The sequence below is a fragment of the Arthrobacter cheniae genome (assembly GCF_003602275.1).
Taxonomy (GTDB): Bacteria; Actinomycetota; Actinomycetes; order Actinomycetales; family Micrococcaceae; genus Arthrobacter_D; species Arthrobacter_D cheniae.
Window position 1 is genome coordinate 160246 of record NZ_QZVT01000001.1, and the last position, 14959, is coordinate 175204.

Annotated in this window: 13 protein-coding genes, 2 tRNA genes and 1 pseudogene; 4 read left to right on the forward strand and 12 right to left on the reverse strand. The window is 67.4% G+C overall.

The annotated features are described in order from the left end of the window. Positions 1-42 precede the first annotated feature (42 nt). The gene (locus D6T63_RS00820) at positions 43-660 is read right to left on the reverse strand and encodes a helix-turn-helix domain-containing protein (protein WP_120147131.1); all 618 of its coding nucleotides are present in this window, start codon (positions 658-660) and stop codon (positions 43-45) included. A 91-nt stretch (positions 661-751) separates the two neighbouring features. Between D6T63_RS00820 and D6T63_RS00825 the strand changes: the two genes are divergently transcribed. From D6T63_RS00825 to D6T63_RS00840, 4 genes and pseudogenes are all read left to right on the forward strand, one after another. Next, entirely contained in the window at positions 752-1909 is a 1158-nt protein-coding gene (locus D6T63_RS00825) for an NAD(P)/FAD-dependent oxidoreductase (RefSeq protein ID WP_120147132.1), read from the forward strand. After that, positions 1899-2528 (forward strand): class I SAM-dependent methyltransferase, encoded by a 630-nt coding sequence (locus tag D6T63_RS00830; protein WP_120147133.1) that lies wholly within the window; start codon positions 1899-1901, stop codon positions 2526-2528. Before D6T63_RS00825 ends, D6T63_RS00830 begins: the two co-directional genes overlap by 11 nt. Positions 2529-2600: 72 nt before the next feature. Beyond that, positions 2601-3770: pseudogene (locus D6T63_RS00835) on the forward strand (RtcB family protein). A 100-nt stretch (positions 3771-3870) separates the two neighbouring features. After that, on the forward strand, positions 3871-4119 hold the full coding sequence (locus D6T63_RS00840; protein ID WP_120147134.1) for a hypothetical protein: 249 nt from the start codon (positions 3871-3873) through the stop codon (positions 4117-4119). A 121-nt stretch (positions 4120-4240) separates the two neighbouring features. On the opposite strand, the gene D6T63_RS00845 is transcribed toward D6T63_RS00840, so the two are convergent. From D6T63_RS00845 to D6T63_RS00895, 11 genes are all read right to left on the reverse strand, one after another. After that, complete coding sequence (locus tag D6T63_RS00845; RefSeq protein WP_120147135.1) at positions 4241-5293, reverse strand: metallophosphoesterase family protein; 1053 nt, start codon at positions 5291-5293, stop codon at positions 4241-4243. Beyond that, positions 5290-5664 (reverse strand): hypothetical protein, encoded by a 375-nt coding sequence (locus tag D6T63_RS00850; RefSeq protein ID WP_147394276.1) that lies wholly within the window; start codon positions 5662-5664, stop codon positions 5290-5292. Before D6T63_RS00850 ends, D6T63_RS00845 begins: the two co-directional genes overlap by 4 nt. Then, a complete protein-coding gene (locus tag D6T63_RS00855) occupies positions 5628-5963 on the reverse strand; it encodes a hypothetical protein (protein ID WP_120147137.1) in 336 nt (111 codons plus the stop codon). Before D6T63_RS00855 ends, D6T63_RS00850 begins: the two co-directional genes overlap by 37 nt. Continuing rightward, a complete protein-coding gene (locus tag D6T63_RS00860) occupies positions 5960-7738 on the reverse strand; it encodes a glycosyltransferase (RefSeq protein WP_120147138.1) in 1779 nt (592 codons plus the stop codon). The genes D6T63_RS00855 and D6T63_RS00860 overlap by 4 nt, the downstream gene beginning before the upstream one ends. Next, positions 7738-9021, reverse strand: a complete 1284-nt coding sequence (locus D6T63_RS00865; RefSeq protein WP_120147139.1) for a lipopolysaccharide biosynthesis protein — start codon at positions 9019-9021, stop codon at positions 7738-7740. Before D6T63_RS00865 ends, D6T63_RS00860 begins: the two co-directional genes overlap by 1 nt. Further along, positions 9018-9830 (reverse strand): glycosyltransferase family 2 protein, encoded by an 813-nt coding sequence (locus D6T63_RS00870; protein WP_120147140.1) that lies wholly within the window; start codon positions 9828-9830, stop codon positions 9018-9020. Before D6T63_RS00870 ends, D6T63_RS00865 begins: the two co-directional genes overlap by 4 nt. Continuing rightward, positions 9814-10941 (reverse strand): hypothetical protein, encoded by a 1128-nt coding sequence (locus tag D6T63_RS00875; RefSeq protein WP_120147141.1) that lies wholly within the window; start codon positions 10939-10941, stop codon positions 9814-9816. Before D6T63_RS00875 ends, D6T63_RS00870 begins: the two co-directional genes overlap by 17 nt. A 70-nt stretch (positions 10942-11011) precedes the next feature. Next, positions 11012-11890 (reverse strand): glycosyltransferase family 2 protein, encoded by an 879-nt coding sequence (locus D6T63_RS00880; protein ID WP_328588636.1) that lies wholly within the window; start codon positions 11888-11890, stop codon positions 11012-11014. A gap of 550 nt (positions 11891-12440) precedes the next feature. Next, positions 12441-12514: transfer RNA gene (locus D6T63_RS00885), tRNA-Met, on the reverse strand. Between the two features lie 54 nt (positions 12515-12568). Further along, a tRNA-Thr gene (locus D6T63_RS00890) sits at positions 12569-12640 on the reverse strand. 126 nt (positions 12641-12766) lie between these two features. Further along, complete coding sequence (locus D6T63_RS00895) at positions 12767-14686, reverse strand: DEAD/DEAH box helicase (RefSeq protein WP_120147143.1); 1920 nt, start codon at positions 14684-14686, stop codon at positions 12767-12769. Positions 14687-14959 lie beyond the last annotated feature (273 nt).

The following is a 14959-nucleotide window of genomic DNA, read 5'->3' on the forward strand; positions in this document are numbered from 1 at the left end:
CCCGTCAACGGGCCCCGTCAGTAGATCCGACTGAGCGCCATCCTATAAGGAGTCCGACGGCGGGGTTCCGGTCCTTCCGCCCCGCTGCGGACGTGCCCTGACGTGCATCCGCTCGCCCTGCTGTCCGAAGAGGCTGATCAATTCGACCGGCTTCCCGTTCGCGCTGGCGAACCAGTGCGGCGTGTGGGTATCGAACTCCGCGGCCTCCCCGGGCCCCAGGACGAAGTCGTTGTCCCCCAGCACCAGGCGCAGGGAACCGTTGAGGATGTAGAGCCACTCGTAGCCTTCGTGAACCTGCAGATCCGGCTCCGATCCGCGCGCGTCCCCGGCGAGCACCATCTTGAAAGCCTGTACACCGCCCGGCCGCCTCGTCAGCGGGATGGCGGTGATGCCGTTGTGCTCGATGGGCCGCAAATGGATGCGGGGATCCCCGGTGGGCGGAGCCCCCACGAGATCATCGAGCGGCACCCCGTACAGCTGGGCGATAGGCAGGAGCAGTTCGAGGTTGGGCCTGCGCTGACCGGACTCCAGCCGCGAGAGCGTGCTGACGGAGACGCCCGACGCCGCGGACACCTCACTGAGAGTGAGGCTGCGTTGCGCCCTGAGCGCCTTGAGTCTGGGGCCGACGGCACCGAGCACCGAATCGAAGTCAGTAGTCATGTCTCCGAGTTTGCCATACCAGCAAGCAAGTTTGCGTATTTGGAGCCGTCTGCCGATGCTTGATCTATCGGCACACCAGAAGGAGAACACCATGTCATCCCTACACAACGCTTCCCGCACCCGGTACGACGTCGTCGTCATCGGCGGCGGAGCAGCAGGGCTCAGCGCCGCCGTCACCCTGAGCCGGGCACTTCGCTCCGTACTCGTGATCGACGCCGGCGCCCCACGCAACGCCCCCGCACATGGCGTCCACGGATTCCTGACCCGTGAGGGCATGGATCCCCTCGCCCTGCTTGCTGCCGGCCGGGCGGAAGCGGAGGCGTACGGTGCCGCCATCGTCGCCGCCGAAGCCACCGACGTCCGTCACGCCTCCGAGGGATTCGAAGTCGTGCTCGAGGACGGACGCGTCGTCGTCGGGCGGCGGCTGCTGCTGACCACTGGCCTGATCGACGAACTGCCTGCCATACCCGGTCTCGACAGGCAGTGGGGTACCGGCGTCGTCCACTGTCCCTACTGCCACGGTTACGAGATCCGCGGCAAGCGGATCGGCGTCCTCGGCACAGGTGCCATGTCGGTGCACCAGACCCTCCTGTTCCGGCAGTGGTCGGGTGACATCACGCTCTTCCTCAACGACACGGTCGTCCCCAGCGAGGAGGAGTGGGAGAAGCTGGCTGCGAGGTCCATCCGGGTGGTCGACGGCGCTGTGGTCTCCGCTGACGAGACGAACGGTGTCCTTACCGGAGTGACGGTCGAGGGCGGCAGCCGCTTCGACATCGAGGCCCTCGCGGTCGGCACGCGCATGAGGGCGAGGGGTGACCTGCTGGGTGCCCTCGGCCTCGGCATGCAGGAGCACCCCTCCGGGATGGGCCTGTTCATCGAGCCCGGCCCCATGGGTACGACGGCGGTACCGGGGGTCTATGTGGCCGGCAACGTCTCCAACATCTCAGCGCAGGTCATCGTGGCCGCTGCCGAGGGCACCATGGCGGGTGCGATGATCAATGCGCACCTCGTGGAGGAAGAAACGGCGTGGGCGGTAGACGGTTACGCGGGTCCTTTCTCGGCGTCGATGGAGGCCGAGGTTTCGGAGCGCATCCTTGGTACACGCCGACACGGGCTCGACGACGGGCTCGGTATTGGGCTCAGCGACGGAATGGATAAAGGGCTCGGCGATGGGCAAGGCGGGGATACGGAAGACGCCGTGTCCCTGGTCGCAGCAGCACCCGATGGAGGAACGCACCATGCACGTTGAATACACGCAGGAGTTCTGGGACGACCGCTACAGGCAGCGGACCCGGATCTGGAGCGGGAAGCCGAACAGGCATCTCGTCGCCGAAGTCGAGCACCTCAGCCCCGGGAGGGCAATCGACGTCGGCTGCGGTGAGGGCGCTGATGCCGTGTGGCTCGCATCCCGCGGCTGGGACGTCCTCGGAGTCGATGTGTCCGAAGTGGCGCTCTCCCGCGCCCGCTCCCACACGGAGGAGCTCGGAACATCCATCGTCGGGCGCCTGGAGTGGCGGCAGGTAGACCTGCTGGCCTCGCCCGAGCTTCCTGGGGATCTGGACCTCGTTTCGATCCAGTTCGTGCACCTGCCCGAGCCGGAGCGGTCCCGCATCTTCAGCTCGCTCACGACCCTCGTCGGAGTCGGCGGGACCCTGCTCATCGTCGCCCACGACCCGTCGGACCTTCACTCCGGAATCGGACGGCCACAGCAGCCCGACCTCTTCTTCACGCCCCAGGAGATCGCGAAACTGCTCGACGACTCCTGGGATATCCGTGTCTGCGAGTCGCGCCCGCGCGTCGAACGGACGGCCGACGGGCGGAACGTGGACATCAGTGACGCGGTGCTGCGGGCGGTGCGCCTCCACTGACCCGATCGCAAGCACCCGATGGGGCACCGACACCCCGTGCGCTCCCGCCGGCCCGCTCGGTAGCCTCGACGGATGCAGTGGATCACCGAGAAGTACGTCAACTTCGCGAGCATCATCGACGACGCGACGCTGGCTCAGAACCGGATGACGAGCTCGATGCCGTTCGTATATCCGCACTTCGCCTCGATGCCGGACGCGCACCTGGGGCTGGGCTGCGCCGTCGGGTCGGTCCTGCCGACCCTGGGGGCGATCATCCCGGCGGCGGTCGGAGTGGATATCGGCTGCGGGATGGTGGCCGTCCGCACCGACTACACGGCGCGGGACATAGCCCGCCTCGACCGGCGATCGCTGCGGGTGTCCATCGAACGGGCCGTCCCACTGTCAGCGGGCAACAACAACAAGCGCGTGAGTCCCTCGGCCCAGCCCCGGATCGACTCCCTCGAGCAGGATGCGCGCTCAGCCGGTTTCGACCCGTCTAGCTACGTGAAGGCCTGGCGCCTGCAGCTCGGCACGCTCGGCTCGGGCAACCACTTCATCGAAGTGTCCCTGGATGAGGGGGACGACGTGTGGCTCTTCCTGCACTCGGGATCGCGGGGCGTCGGGAATCGCATCGCACAGCGACATATCCAGATAGCGCAGGAGTACTGTGCGCGCCGGTCGATCAGCCTGCCGCACCGGGATCTCGCCTACCTCGAGGAGGGCACTCCTGAGTTCGACCGCTACATCAGCGAACTGATGTGGGCGCAGAAGTTCGCCCTGCTCAACCGCGAGGAGATGATGGACCGCGTGGTCGGCCAGTTCACGCACTGGGTCGGCAAGCCGGTGCAGCAGCTCGAGCGCATCAATTGCCATCACAACTACACGCACCGGGAAACCCATTCCGGCAAGGATGTGTGGCTTTCCCGCAAGGGCGCCATCGCAGCCGACCCCGGGCGTCCCGGCCTCATCCCCGGTTCGATGGGCACGCGCTCCTAGGTGGTGTCAGGAAGGGGCAACCGGGAGGCGATGGACTCTGCCCCCCACGGGGCCGGGCGCGAGTACTCGCGCAACGCTGCCAGGAAGACCTTCACCCAGGACCAGCTCCGGAAGGCAATGCGGGGCATCGAATTCCGGGACACCCCAGCGTTCCTCGATGAGATCCCGGCAGCCTACAAGGACATCGACATCGTCATGCAGGACGCCCGCGAGCTCGTCGACATCCGCCACACACTTCGGCAGATCATCAATGTGAAGGGTGATTGAGCTGTTCGTGCCGGTTCGATGGCCAGCCGGGAACGGGAGGGGCGGCAGTTAGGCCGGCGCCATATTCGTCCTGACCGTCACCCAGCCCCCGGAGCCGATCGTGGTGGAGATCGCGTCCGACGGCCCCCAGTGGTGGGAGGTCGTCGGAGCCCTTGCACCCTTCGCCGCCCTCCTCGCCGCGGTCCTGGCCACCGTGACCGCATTCGCGACCCTGCGGCAACGCACAACGGCGGACAGGGCCTCCCTCGAGCAGAAGCGCAGAGCGGACGACCGCGCCGAATGGGGCGCCGCACGCAGTGGGCTATCGACGCAGCGCCCTACCCCCGGCCTGCTGACACCCCGAGGGTGACCGCCGCGAAGGCGCGGCTCCGCGTTGCGCTCGACCAGCAGTTGGGCCGCAAGACCCCGCAATCCGTCAAGGACGTCGCAGAGGGCAAGCCCCAGGTGTAGTTCACGCCCACCGGGACGGCTCAACCCTCGTGCGGACGCCAATACCGTAAGCCACCGCTGGTGGCGCCGTCGGGGTCGACGTCGACCACGACGTACGGGAAGGCCCGACGATCCGACTGGTCGGGTCCGCGACCCCGGACGTCCGAGCACCACGTGCCGGTGTTGACGTACCGGGTGGCGCACCCCTCGAGCGCGGACTCCAGGGCATGGTGGGTATGGCCGGAGACATACCAGGCCACCCCGGAACCGTGCGCCTCGAGGGTGCGTGCGAACCGTCCCGCTGCAGCAGGAGCCTGCTCGCCGGTGACCCGGCGCCCGGTGGCCCCGAGCACCATGCGCGTCGCCGCGACAGGGAGCGCCGACACGGTCCGGAACCGGGACAGGTGCGCCAGGTCCCGAACGGCCACCCCGTCGAGTTCGAGCCGCAGTGATTCGGCCTGCAGGAGCTCGTCGTACGCGAACTCCCGGACGCGGCGTTCTCCCCGCTCGGACGCCAGGCAGGCCCGGGCGACAGCCCCGGCACGGCTCAGGCGTGACCTCGACGGCTGGGCGTTCCAGGCCGCGAGAGGTGGGGGGGCAAGCTCGTCGGTGCCGTTGATCGCCGCGCGGAGTACCTCGGGTATCCGGTGCAGCGAGTGGTGCTGGTGCCCGTGCTCGGCCACCAGCACGCGGGGTACGTGCAGGAACCACGGATGGACCTGGACCCGGGTGGGCTCGTCGGGTGACAGCAGGGCCGACAGGCGGGCGGCAACCGAGGGTCGGGCCAACTCCACGTCATGATTGCCGCAGACGAAATGCAACTGCGCGCCGCGCGCCGCACATGCCCTCAGCGCCCGGAACGTGTCGGCGTGGTGGGCCAGGATGGACTCGAGCCGGGCCAGGCTCTCGTCCTCGGAGAGCCCGACCAGCTCGAACGTGTCACCGACGAAGGCGACGCTCAGCTGCGGATCGGTGGTCGCGAGTACCTCGCGGCGCAGGAACTCGGGCAGTACCCTGCCCTGATGTCGGGGGTCATCGTCGGACACGCCGAGGTGGAGGTCGCTGAGGAGCCACCACCGCGCCGCGCCGCTCATGCGAGGAGTCCCAGTACGCGGGGAAGGACGAGGAGCAGGTACATCATCCACATGATGACGACGGTCCTCCGGCTCACAGTCCCCGCCAGGTCGATCAGGGCGCCGCCTGTTGTCCGCGTGCCCTCGACGCGAGGACGTTGATGGCGCCCGTCGTGACGACGCACGCTTGTCACTGCCGCGAAGCGAGGCAGAGCACCGGAAGGAGCAGCATGCCGAGCGCGAGGTCGGTCACCCGCGGAGGTCGGTACGGTGTCCGGCCCGACGCGTCGGACCTCGAGCGCGACAAGGGTGACGAGCAGGATGGCGGTTGCGAGCAGTCCCGCAAGATCGATGATCATGACGTCGCCTCCCGCCGTGCGCGTGCGGTGCATGCGAGGACGGTGATGACGCCCATCGTGACGACACACGCCTGCCACGACCACACAGCGAGGTAGAACATCGCCGTGGACACCGCCGTGAGCGTGGCGAGGCCGAGCGCCAGGACGAGCAGCGCGCCGAGTGCTACGTCGGTCACCTGTATGAGTCGCACCAGTGCCTGCCCCGGGAGCACGACGAGGACGGCTATCGCGGCGACAGCCTGCAGCGGTGTCGGCAGCCCGGCGAGCGTCGCAAGCGACAGAGCGACGGCCGCGAGCCCGAGCGCCAGGGTGGCCCGGCTGACGCCGTTCACGGCGTCACCCGATACGCGCGTGCGTCAGCATTGCTGTAGACGAGCTCCACGCCGTCCTGCACGCTCAGCCACTCCTCCAGCTCGGCGAGTTCCCGCGCACTGCTGGTGCCCTGGAGCACGAGACTCGCCTCCGACGAGCGCGTGAGAATGACGACGGCACCAGCTGCGTTGTGCCGGGCGTAGTCGTAGACAATCGGGCCGCACGTCGCCGTCGTCAGGTCGGACAGGCACAGGTTACTGATGGTCCGGTACCGGTGCTCGAGGTAGGCCTCGCTGCGCCACGGCGTCGGGTTCGCAGCGGAGATGATTGCCGAGCCGGTCGGCGCCACTTCTTGAACGGCGGCGACGGCGTCGATCTCGCCGTCGGTGAAGACGTCGTACTTGGCGTTCCCGAACCTGCCGGTCACGGCCAGCAGGGCCAGCAGGAAGCAGGTGAGCGCAAGATACACCGCCCTACGGGAGGAGGGGCGTGTACTGCCCTCTGCAGGAAGCAGGACCGAACACGCCTGCAGGGCGATGAACGGCAGCGCGAACAGCGACACGCGTATGAGCATCTCCCCGCCGTAGGACTGCGCGGGGAAGAGCAATATCGGAGTGACGGCGAGAAGAACAACCCGGATATCCAGGCGCCCTCGACGCCAGTCGCGCACCGCCCCCACCGCGGCGAGCGCCCACAGCACGATGGTGAGAACCACACGGATCTGCACGACGAGCACGTGTCCAGCGCTTCCGCTCACCCGATCGACGACATTCGCGTCGGTTGCGAGCTGCAATCCTGCATCCGCCAGGGGCGGGTGCCCTACGAGATAGGCACTTGCCGGGTAGACGAGCCAGAACATCAGCACGACTGCGATGATCAGGGGCAGCCGGCTGGGCCATACACGTCCACTCAGTGTGAGAGCGGTGATGGCGATGAGCAGCATGAACGGCGTCAGCTGATGGCTCGCGCAGATGGCCGTGACGAGCAGGAGGATCACCGCGAGGGCGCCCACCCGATGCCCCGGCCGGCGCTCGGCGGCCGACCGCCGTCGCCACCACGACACCAGTGCGGCGCGCTTGAAGCCTCGGAACTCGGGGAGCCGCGCGGCCAACGGGCCGACGACCAGCGCGATCACGACGAGATGCAGGAAGAAGCCGAAGGCCTGGGGGGACAGGTAGTCCTGGTCCTGCCAGTTGCCGAGGCAGAAGATCCAGAGCGCGAGCCAGCGCCGTCGCCGATCGCGCGTCAGGTACCCGGTCAGCACGGCCACGGCCATGAGCCAGAGACCCACGTTGAACACCGGCGCCCACAGGGCAACGGTCACCGGGTCGAGACCGGTCGCCCCGAGCAGCGTTGCCAGGAGGGCGAAGAAACCCGGCCAGTTGAAGTATGCGTCGATGTCCGGGTCGATCCCCTTCGTGCGCGAAAGGGCGTCGGCGATGCCGAGATGCCGGAACGCGACCTCACCTCGCGGGACGTCCGTCACGAAGGCTGCGGTCCCGAAAAGTACGAGCACGAGCACCACGATGAGCCAGATCATGACCGAGCGGCGGGCCGGGCCCGCGGCATCGCCCCGCAGCGCCACGACGAAGGCGATGTTCAGAAGCAGGAGCCCCGCCCAGAACGGGTAGGGCAGCAGGGCAACGAGCCCCAGGTCGCTGTTCACGGGCACCGACACCGTGGAGGCGGCCCCCACGGCAAGCGCCAGGGACACGACGCCTGCCAGCGCGCACCACGCGTCACGGCCTCTCCAGCGCCTTACCGTACGGGTGGGCGCATCCAGTGTGCTGGTCATCATGCCTCCTGTGTCAGTCGCCGGAGGACGGCGACCAGCCGGAGGCCGACCGCCACGGCGCCGATGGTGAGCACGACCACCCAAGAAAGGGCCATCGCGCCGGCACCCCTGTCGGCGACCGACAGCGCCGAGGCGCAGAGGGCGACGCCGAGCGCCAGGCCGACCACGATCGCCTCGGCGTACCGACCGCGGGCCCGGCACACGGCGTTGTACGCCTGCAGCACCGTGAACGCCACCAGTCCGGCCGCCAGCCATCGTAGAGCGTCGGTGGAATTGTCGGCGTACTGCTCCCCCAGCAGGCTGAGCAGCGGGCGAGCGAGAATGGCGAGGACGGCGGCAGCCAGACCTCCCACGGCGAGCGACCAGCGCAGACTCGCCCAGGTGTTCGCCACCAGGCGGCCGGGGTCGCGGACACCCTCGGAGAACTGGACGATGCCCATCAGCATCGGAGCGGTATAGGCGGCCCAGGCCATCATCCACGCGGGGTACCAGTAGGCAGCGGCCTCCGGCGCCACCATGTGCGCGAGCAGGAGGGGCAGCACGAGCCCGGGGGTGCGCTCGGTGAGGGTGAGGAGCTGGTTGGGGAGACCCACAGCCAGCAGTGGACGGCCGCGGCGCGCCGAGCGGAAAGTCGGTCGCGGCCGGTAGCCGACCAGTCTCCGCAGCTGGACCGCACCGACGACGCATGCGACGGTCGTCCCGAGGGTCCAGCAGGCCATCAGCACGTCGGCGGAGGCGCCCTGCGCCTGCCAGGCCACGAGCGCTGCAGCCCCGAGTGCTACTCCGCCGCCCACCGTGTACCTCAGGGTCGCGGTTGCACCGCGTCCCAACGCCACGAGAGCCTGGTCCAGCACGATGACCAGGGTGCCGGTGACGGCGGCTACGAGGAACGTGAGCCAGAAAAGGATCGATACCGAGGCCGTATCCGGCGCCACGGCCGACTGCAGTACGAGGTAGCCGACGGCCAGCACTGTACCGGCTATCCCCACGATGGCGAATGCCGCATCGAGCACCCGCGCGGGTGGCTCCCCCCGGCCCACCGCGACGATCACGGCCGAGCCGGCGCCCAGCACCGCGAGCTGCGTGCAGATCATCACCGCGGAGACCGCGGCTACGGTGAGCCCGATCTCACGGTCGGAGGTTGCACGTGCGGCGACGATCCAGAACGCAAAACCCGCACCTGTCTGGGCGCCCTTGGCCAGGACGAGGCCGAACCAGCTGCGCAGGGACGAGTGCCTGACGGTCGAGGCGTCCGTGACTGTAGTCCCCCGCCCAGCCCTCACGACGCTAGGCCCCTCGCCAGGCCCGCGTAGTTGTACCAGCAGAAGGCTGCGTAGTAGCGCAGCCACCGGGGCTGGCCCGCGGTGAGGCTCAGCGCGCTGCCGCGGACGGCCGCGGCGGCAGGTAGGAGCGCGAGCCTCGCTCCGCGCCAGCCGTGCTTGCGGATCATCCGTCCCAGACCCGTTCCGTCCATGAGGAACTGATCGAGCGCGAAGTCGAAGTCGTCCGCAGCGAAGCGGTGTTCGACCATGACCCGCTTCGACACGGCCGTTCGCAGCCCTGAATCGCGCATGCGCCAGCGCAGCTCGATGTCCTCCCCCGACTTGAACGAGTCGTCAAAACCCATGCCCAGCATCAGGTCGCGGTCGACGAGCGTCGCCACGAGCCCGAACCAGTTGCGGCTGCGGCCGGTGCGATGGTGATGTGCCAGCGCCTGCCCCCAGTAGCCCGGTCCAGCGACACTTTCGAGGCCGGCCTGGAGGGCGTCGTAGCCGCCCTCCACCATCTCCGTGAGCAGGTCGGCGACCCCCGTCGGCCCGAAGACGACGTCGGCGTCGACAAGCAGGACCCACCGGGTGCTGCTGCTCTGCACGCCGAGTGTTCGAGCCCAGGGCAGGCCGCGGCCCTCGTCACTCAGGACCCGGGCGCCGACCGCTTCGGCGAGGCCGACCGTGCCGTCGGTGGAGCATCCGTCCACCACGATGATCTCGGCGACACCGGACTTACGCAGTGCCTCCAGGCAGCGCGGGAGCAGGTGCTCCGCGTTGCGGGCCGGCACGACCGCGGTGACCTGGTCAAGACTGTGCCCCACTGTGTCCCACCCCCGACGCCTGCTCGTCGAGGATCGACGGCAGCAGCTGCTCGAGGTGCTTCACGATGTCGTCCGATGCCTCGTCCGCCGAGTAAGCGGAGGGGACCTGAAGCAGGTGGCAGGGCCGTCCGTCGAGCGACTTGGTCAGCACATCCCCCTTCGCCGCGAAGTGCTCACGCCACGGCACGACCGACGTGGCCGCGAGGCCGGTCACGACCTGCTGCGAGAAGCCGGCCATCTCGATGTGGAAGTTGCCGAGCATGCGATCCACCATCCAGTCCCGTGACCGCTCGACCAGACGGGACCGGGAGCCCTCGAAGCGCTCGATGTAGATGGCGGCCGCGAGCGGAGCCGAGGTCGTCACTTTACGCCCGGGGAAGGCGGCCGCTGGCTCGACCATGCGGTGCTCCGGCGACCACCGCCGCGAGAAGTCCGCAACGCGGGGGTAGCGGATGACGAACGGGTGGACCACCGTGGTGAGGCGGCCGACGGTCTGCGACAGCTGTGACGGGACGAGGGGCTTGCGGACACCTTCGAACAGGTGGGGGTAGATGTCCCGGTGGTGCGGCTTGATGAACATCGGCTTGGCATAGCCGAGCATCGTGGCGTCGTCGGCCAGGAAAGCCCAGTCGTCGCCCATGAACGACCAGCCCTCGCGCCGCATCAGCTTGGCGGCGGTGCTTGTCTTCCCGGTTCCTCCGGCGGCGGGAAGCGCGATCGCGTGGCCGCGGTACGCCATCGTCGCCGCGTGGATCATGCCCGCTCCCTGACCGACCATGGCGGCATCGAGAATAGGGACGACGGAGGTCAACAGCTCACCCGGCCCGTGGATGCGCCACTGCCGGCCGTCCCGCACGACCTGGACCCGGTCGGCCTGGAAACGCACGCTGTTCTCCGTGTAGGCGAGTTCGTGCTCCAGCAGACCCGCATCCGGCATCAGCTCCGGCCGGTCGTCGACGACGATGTCGGCCGGCCCTTCGCTGTCCTTGTCCGTGGCGAAGCACGCCAGCATGGTCTGGAGCTGCCTTGCTGCCGGCGCGCTCGCGTCGACGCGGATCGTGACGCGGCCGTGGATATCGAAGTTCAGTGACCTGGTCTGCTCGGTGTGCATGGTTGTCCCCTTTGGATGAAGTCGGTCGGATCGTGTTGCTGGTGTTGACACTCTGGGATTGCTCGTCCTGTCAGGCCACGCTGGTGACGGGCGCGCTCAACGCGACAAGGACGCTTGTCGGATCTGTGGGCGTTCGCGGGAAGCTCACGTTGGCGTAGGCGTACTTCACGCGGCGAAGTGCTTCGGGGCGAGCACCGGCTGTCGGGGCCTCCCAGAGGAGGCACTCGTGCGCCATCGTCCCCAGCACCCGCCATCCGTCCCGGAAGGTCTGAAGATTCGATGCACCGGAGATGCGGTCCAGTTCGAAGCTGGGGACCTCGGCGATCCTGAGCCCTGCCCTGGCGGCCCTGACAATCAGCTCCGTCTCGATCTCGAATCCGTCGGATTCCAGCTGCAGAACCACGAGGCACTCCCGCCGGAACGCGATGTAGCCGTAGCAGAGGTCCGAGTAGTTGCTGTGCAGAACTGCGTTGGCCAGCCCGGTCAGCGCACGGTTTCCTGTACGCCGCAGCCACGTCAGGTCCTCCGAGCCTCCTCCGGTGACGTATCGGGAACCCTTGACGAAGTCGTAGTCGTGCTGGAGCGGAGATACGAACCAGCCGATCTCCTGGGGATCCATGCTTCCATCGGCATCGAGCATGACGATGATGTCACCCGTTGCTGCAGCGAATCCTGACCGCAGTGCCACGCCTTTGCCCTTACGCTTCTCGTTCACCACCACGATGTCCTCGCGGAGTGCCTGCGCCACCCCGACGGTATTGTCCGTGGAACGACCGTCGACGATGACGACCTCGTCCACGTACGTGGGCATGCGCCGGAGAACCCAAGGAATGTTCCTGGCCTCGTTCAGGGTCGGAATTACGACGCTTATGGACGCTCTCCCCGGCGTTGCCGTCGGCTTGGAGAAGGAAATTGGGAGCTGGATCGAGATAGACAAATGCCTCACCACTTCTTGGCGTGTGTAGGGAACTTCGGCCGATGGGATGCGTTGCTGCAGGACGCACCGCACCAGCGCTCACCGGGCCTCGGTCCGTTCCGTGGTCCCGGCGACTAATCCAGCCAGCGCCCCTGAATGGAATTGGAAATCCCACAAAGTGACTCTGCCCGTTGATGGAGAATATGCCGACCCCGTGGGGTAAACACCAGTAGTGGATACTCGCTTTGAAATCGCGCCATACCTAGGGAATTTCATGCCCCCACTCGAACTAGGGGTGGAGGGGTAACAATGTGGAACCCGTTAGGTACATTGGGGGAATTTCCCCTAAGCGCGTTAGGTAGGGGGGTACTTCCAGCTGCTGGACCGGAGTGCTCCGCTCCGACTCGAGGGACGGCTCAGCGGGACTGCTCAGCGGGGCGGTGGTCGACGGCGCACAGGTGCCCGGGGTGCTCGTGTTCACGGCGTCGGGGGTGCCTGTCTGCGGGAGGGCTGCCCAACATCCGGACGATGGCCGCAGACAACGAAAAAGGCCCCGGAGCCGAAGCTCCGGGGCCTTCCTGGGTAGCGGTGGTGGGACTCGATCCCACGACCTCACGATTATGAGTCGTGCGCTCTAACCAGCTGAGCTACACCGCCCTAAATGAGGCTGCCCGCACCGATCCGATGATCGTCACGGGCCCCTCATTCACGAGCCCCCCACCGGAATCGATCCGGTGACCTCGTTCTTACCAAGAACGCGCTCTACCACTGAGCTAGGGGGGCAACAGCAAGAAACTTTACCAGTTCCAAGCCGCTGGTGCGAAATCGTCAGCTGCTCTCAGGAGCAGACCGGGATTCCCCAGCGGACCCATGCAGAGCATGGGTCCGCTGGGGTTCAGACGCTGCTTCCTACCACTGATCTGACGTTGCGCTGGAGCGCCCGGCTCCGGCTCCGGCACCCTTCACGTGACGTGCCTTGCGGTTGGCATCGCCCGCGAAGCGGGTGTCACCGTCGCGCTTGGGGAAGTCCTTCTTGAAAGGCTTCTTGAACTCGCCGGCGCTACGGCTTCCCGCGGGCTTGCGCCCCTTGTCGAGCTCGAGGTGAATGAGCTCACCGCCGATGCGCGTCTTGGAGAGTGCTCGCAGCTGGTCCGTCGAGAGGTCGGCGGGAAGCTCCACCAGGCTGTGGTCCGCGCGGATGTCGATGCCACCGATCTGGGCGGAGGACAGGCCACCCTCGTTCGCAATGGCACCGACGATCGAACCCGGCATCACCCGCTGGCGACGACCGACCGCAATGCGGTAGGTGGCGTTGCCCTCGGTGAGCGTGCGCGTCGGGCCACGCGACCCGAAGGCGTCCTTGCGACCGTCGGCCCGCTCGCGCTGTCCGGCGGGAGCGACAGGGATGTCCTGAACGAGGATCGGCTGGCCGCCCTGCGCCATGACGGCAAGGGCAGCAGCGATCTCGTTGGCGGGGACGTCGTGGTCACGCTCGTAGGTGGCGATGAGGTCGCGGAACAGCCCGACCTCCTTGCCTGCAAGGGTCTGCGTGATTCTGTCCGCGAACTTGCTGAGGCGCAGCTCGTTGATCTTCTCCGTGGAGGGCAGCTGCATCTGCTCGACCGGCTGGCGCGTGGCCTTCTCGATAGAACGGAGCAGGTACTTCTCACGAGGAGTGATGAAGAGGATCGCATCGCCCGAACGGCCCGCGCGGCCGGTGCGGCCGATGCGGTGGACGTAGGACTCCGTGTCGTTCGGGATGTCGTAGTTCACGACGAGCGAGATGCGGTCCACGTCCAGGCCACGGGCAGCAACGTCCGTGGCGACCAGGATGTCGATCTTGCCGTCACGCAGCGCCTCGACGGTGCGCTCGCGCTGCTGCTGGGGGATGTCTCCGTTGATGGCTGCAGCCGAGAAGCCCCGTGAACGCAACTTGTCCGCCAGGTCTTCGGTAGCAGCCTTGGTGCGGACGAAGGCGATGATGCCGTCGTAGTCCTCCACCTCGAGGATGCGGGTCATCGCATCCAGCTTGTGCGGGCCCATGACCTGCAGGTAGCGCTGGCGCGTGTTGGTGCCGGTCGTCGTCTTGCCCTTGACCGAGATCTCGGCCGGATCGTTCAGGTACTTCTTCGCGATGCGACGGATGGCAGGGGGCATGGTCGCGGAGAACAGTGCAACCTGCTTCTCCGCGGGGGTCGACGACAGGATCTGCTCGACGTCCTCGGCAAAGCCCATGCGCAGCATCTCGTCGGCCTCGTCGAGCACGACGTACTCGAGGTTGGAGAGATCCAGCGAACCCTTCGAGATGTGGTCGATGACGCGACCCGGGGTACCGACGACGACCTGCGCACCGCGGCGCAGCCCGTTGAGCTGCGGTCCGTAGGGCGCTCCGCCGTAGACGGGAAGGACGGTGAAGCCCTCCATGTGCTTTGCGTAGGAGGTGAACGCATCGGCTACCTGCAGCGCGAGCTCGCGGGTCGGTGCGAGCACCAGGACCTGCGTGTTCTTGCTGGGGCCGCCGTTGACATCCGCCAGTTCAGCCATCTTCGACAGCGCGGGGACGGCGAACGCGGCAGTCTTGCCGGTGCCGGTCTGCGCCAGTCCGACGACGTCGCGGCCTTCGAGCAGCGCGGGGATCGTCGCAGCCTGGATGGGTGAGGGCTTCTCGTAGCCGAGATCGGTCAGCGCAGCGAGGATGCGGCCGTCGAGGTTCAGGTCGGTGAAGCGGATGTCCACGCCGTCGTCGTCGGACTCTGCCGCGGGAACCGCTGCGGTGGCCTCGATGACGGGGGTGGTGTCGATGATGTGCTCGGACAGGTTTTCAGGCACGGGGAATAATCCTCCAGGTAGGTGCCGGTCGGCCCTACGGAATGGAGTCCGGGGAGCCGAATGAACGTAGAGTTCCGGCACTGTTTCAATCCCGAGGCCGAACTCCTCGTCACACGTGGTTCTCTGCTCTCTCAGCAGTGATGTGTGACTTTTCTTCTAGCCGGCGCTCCCTGATGAATCTGCTCGCGAGTCTGTGCTCCGAGCCCCAACACAACCTATCCGACCCTGAAGGGCGGAAATAATGGGAATACCGGTGTGGGGGATGTTTCAAGT

Excerpts from the sequence above, each read along its gene's own strand:
- D6T63_RS00825 (WP_120147132.1), top strand. The coding sequence starts at position 752 with ATGTCATCCCTACACAACGCTTCCCGCACCCGGTACGACGTCGTCGTC.
- D6T63_RS00820 (WP_120147131.1), bottom strand. The coding sequence starts at position 660 with ATGACTACTGACTTCGATTCGGTGCTCGGTGCCGTCGGCCCCAGACTC.
- D6T63_RS00830 (WP_120147133.1), top strand. The coding sequence starts at position 1,899 with ATGCACGTTGAATACACGCAGGAGTTCTGGGACGACCGCTACAGGCAG.
- D6T63_RS00845 (WP_120147135.1), bottom strand. The coding sequence starts at position 5,293 with ATGAGCGGCGCGGCGCGGTGGTGGCTCCTCAGCGACCTCCACCTCGGC.
- D6T63_RS00875 (WP_120147141.1), bottom strand. The coding sequence starts at position 10,941 with ATGCACACCGAGCAGACCAGGTCACTGAACTTCGATATCCACGGCCGC.
- D6T63_RS00850 (WP_147394276.1), bottom strand. The coding sequence starts at position 5,664 with ATGCACCGCACGCGCACGGCGGGAGGCGACGTCATGATCATCGATCTT.
- D6T63_RS00860 (WP_120147138.1), bottom strand. The coding sequence starts at position 7,738 with ATGACCAGCACACTGGATGCGCCCACCCGTACGGTAAGGCGCTGGAGA.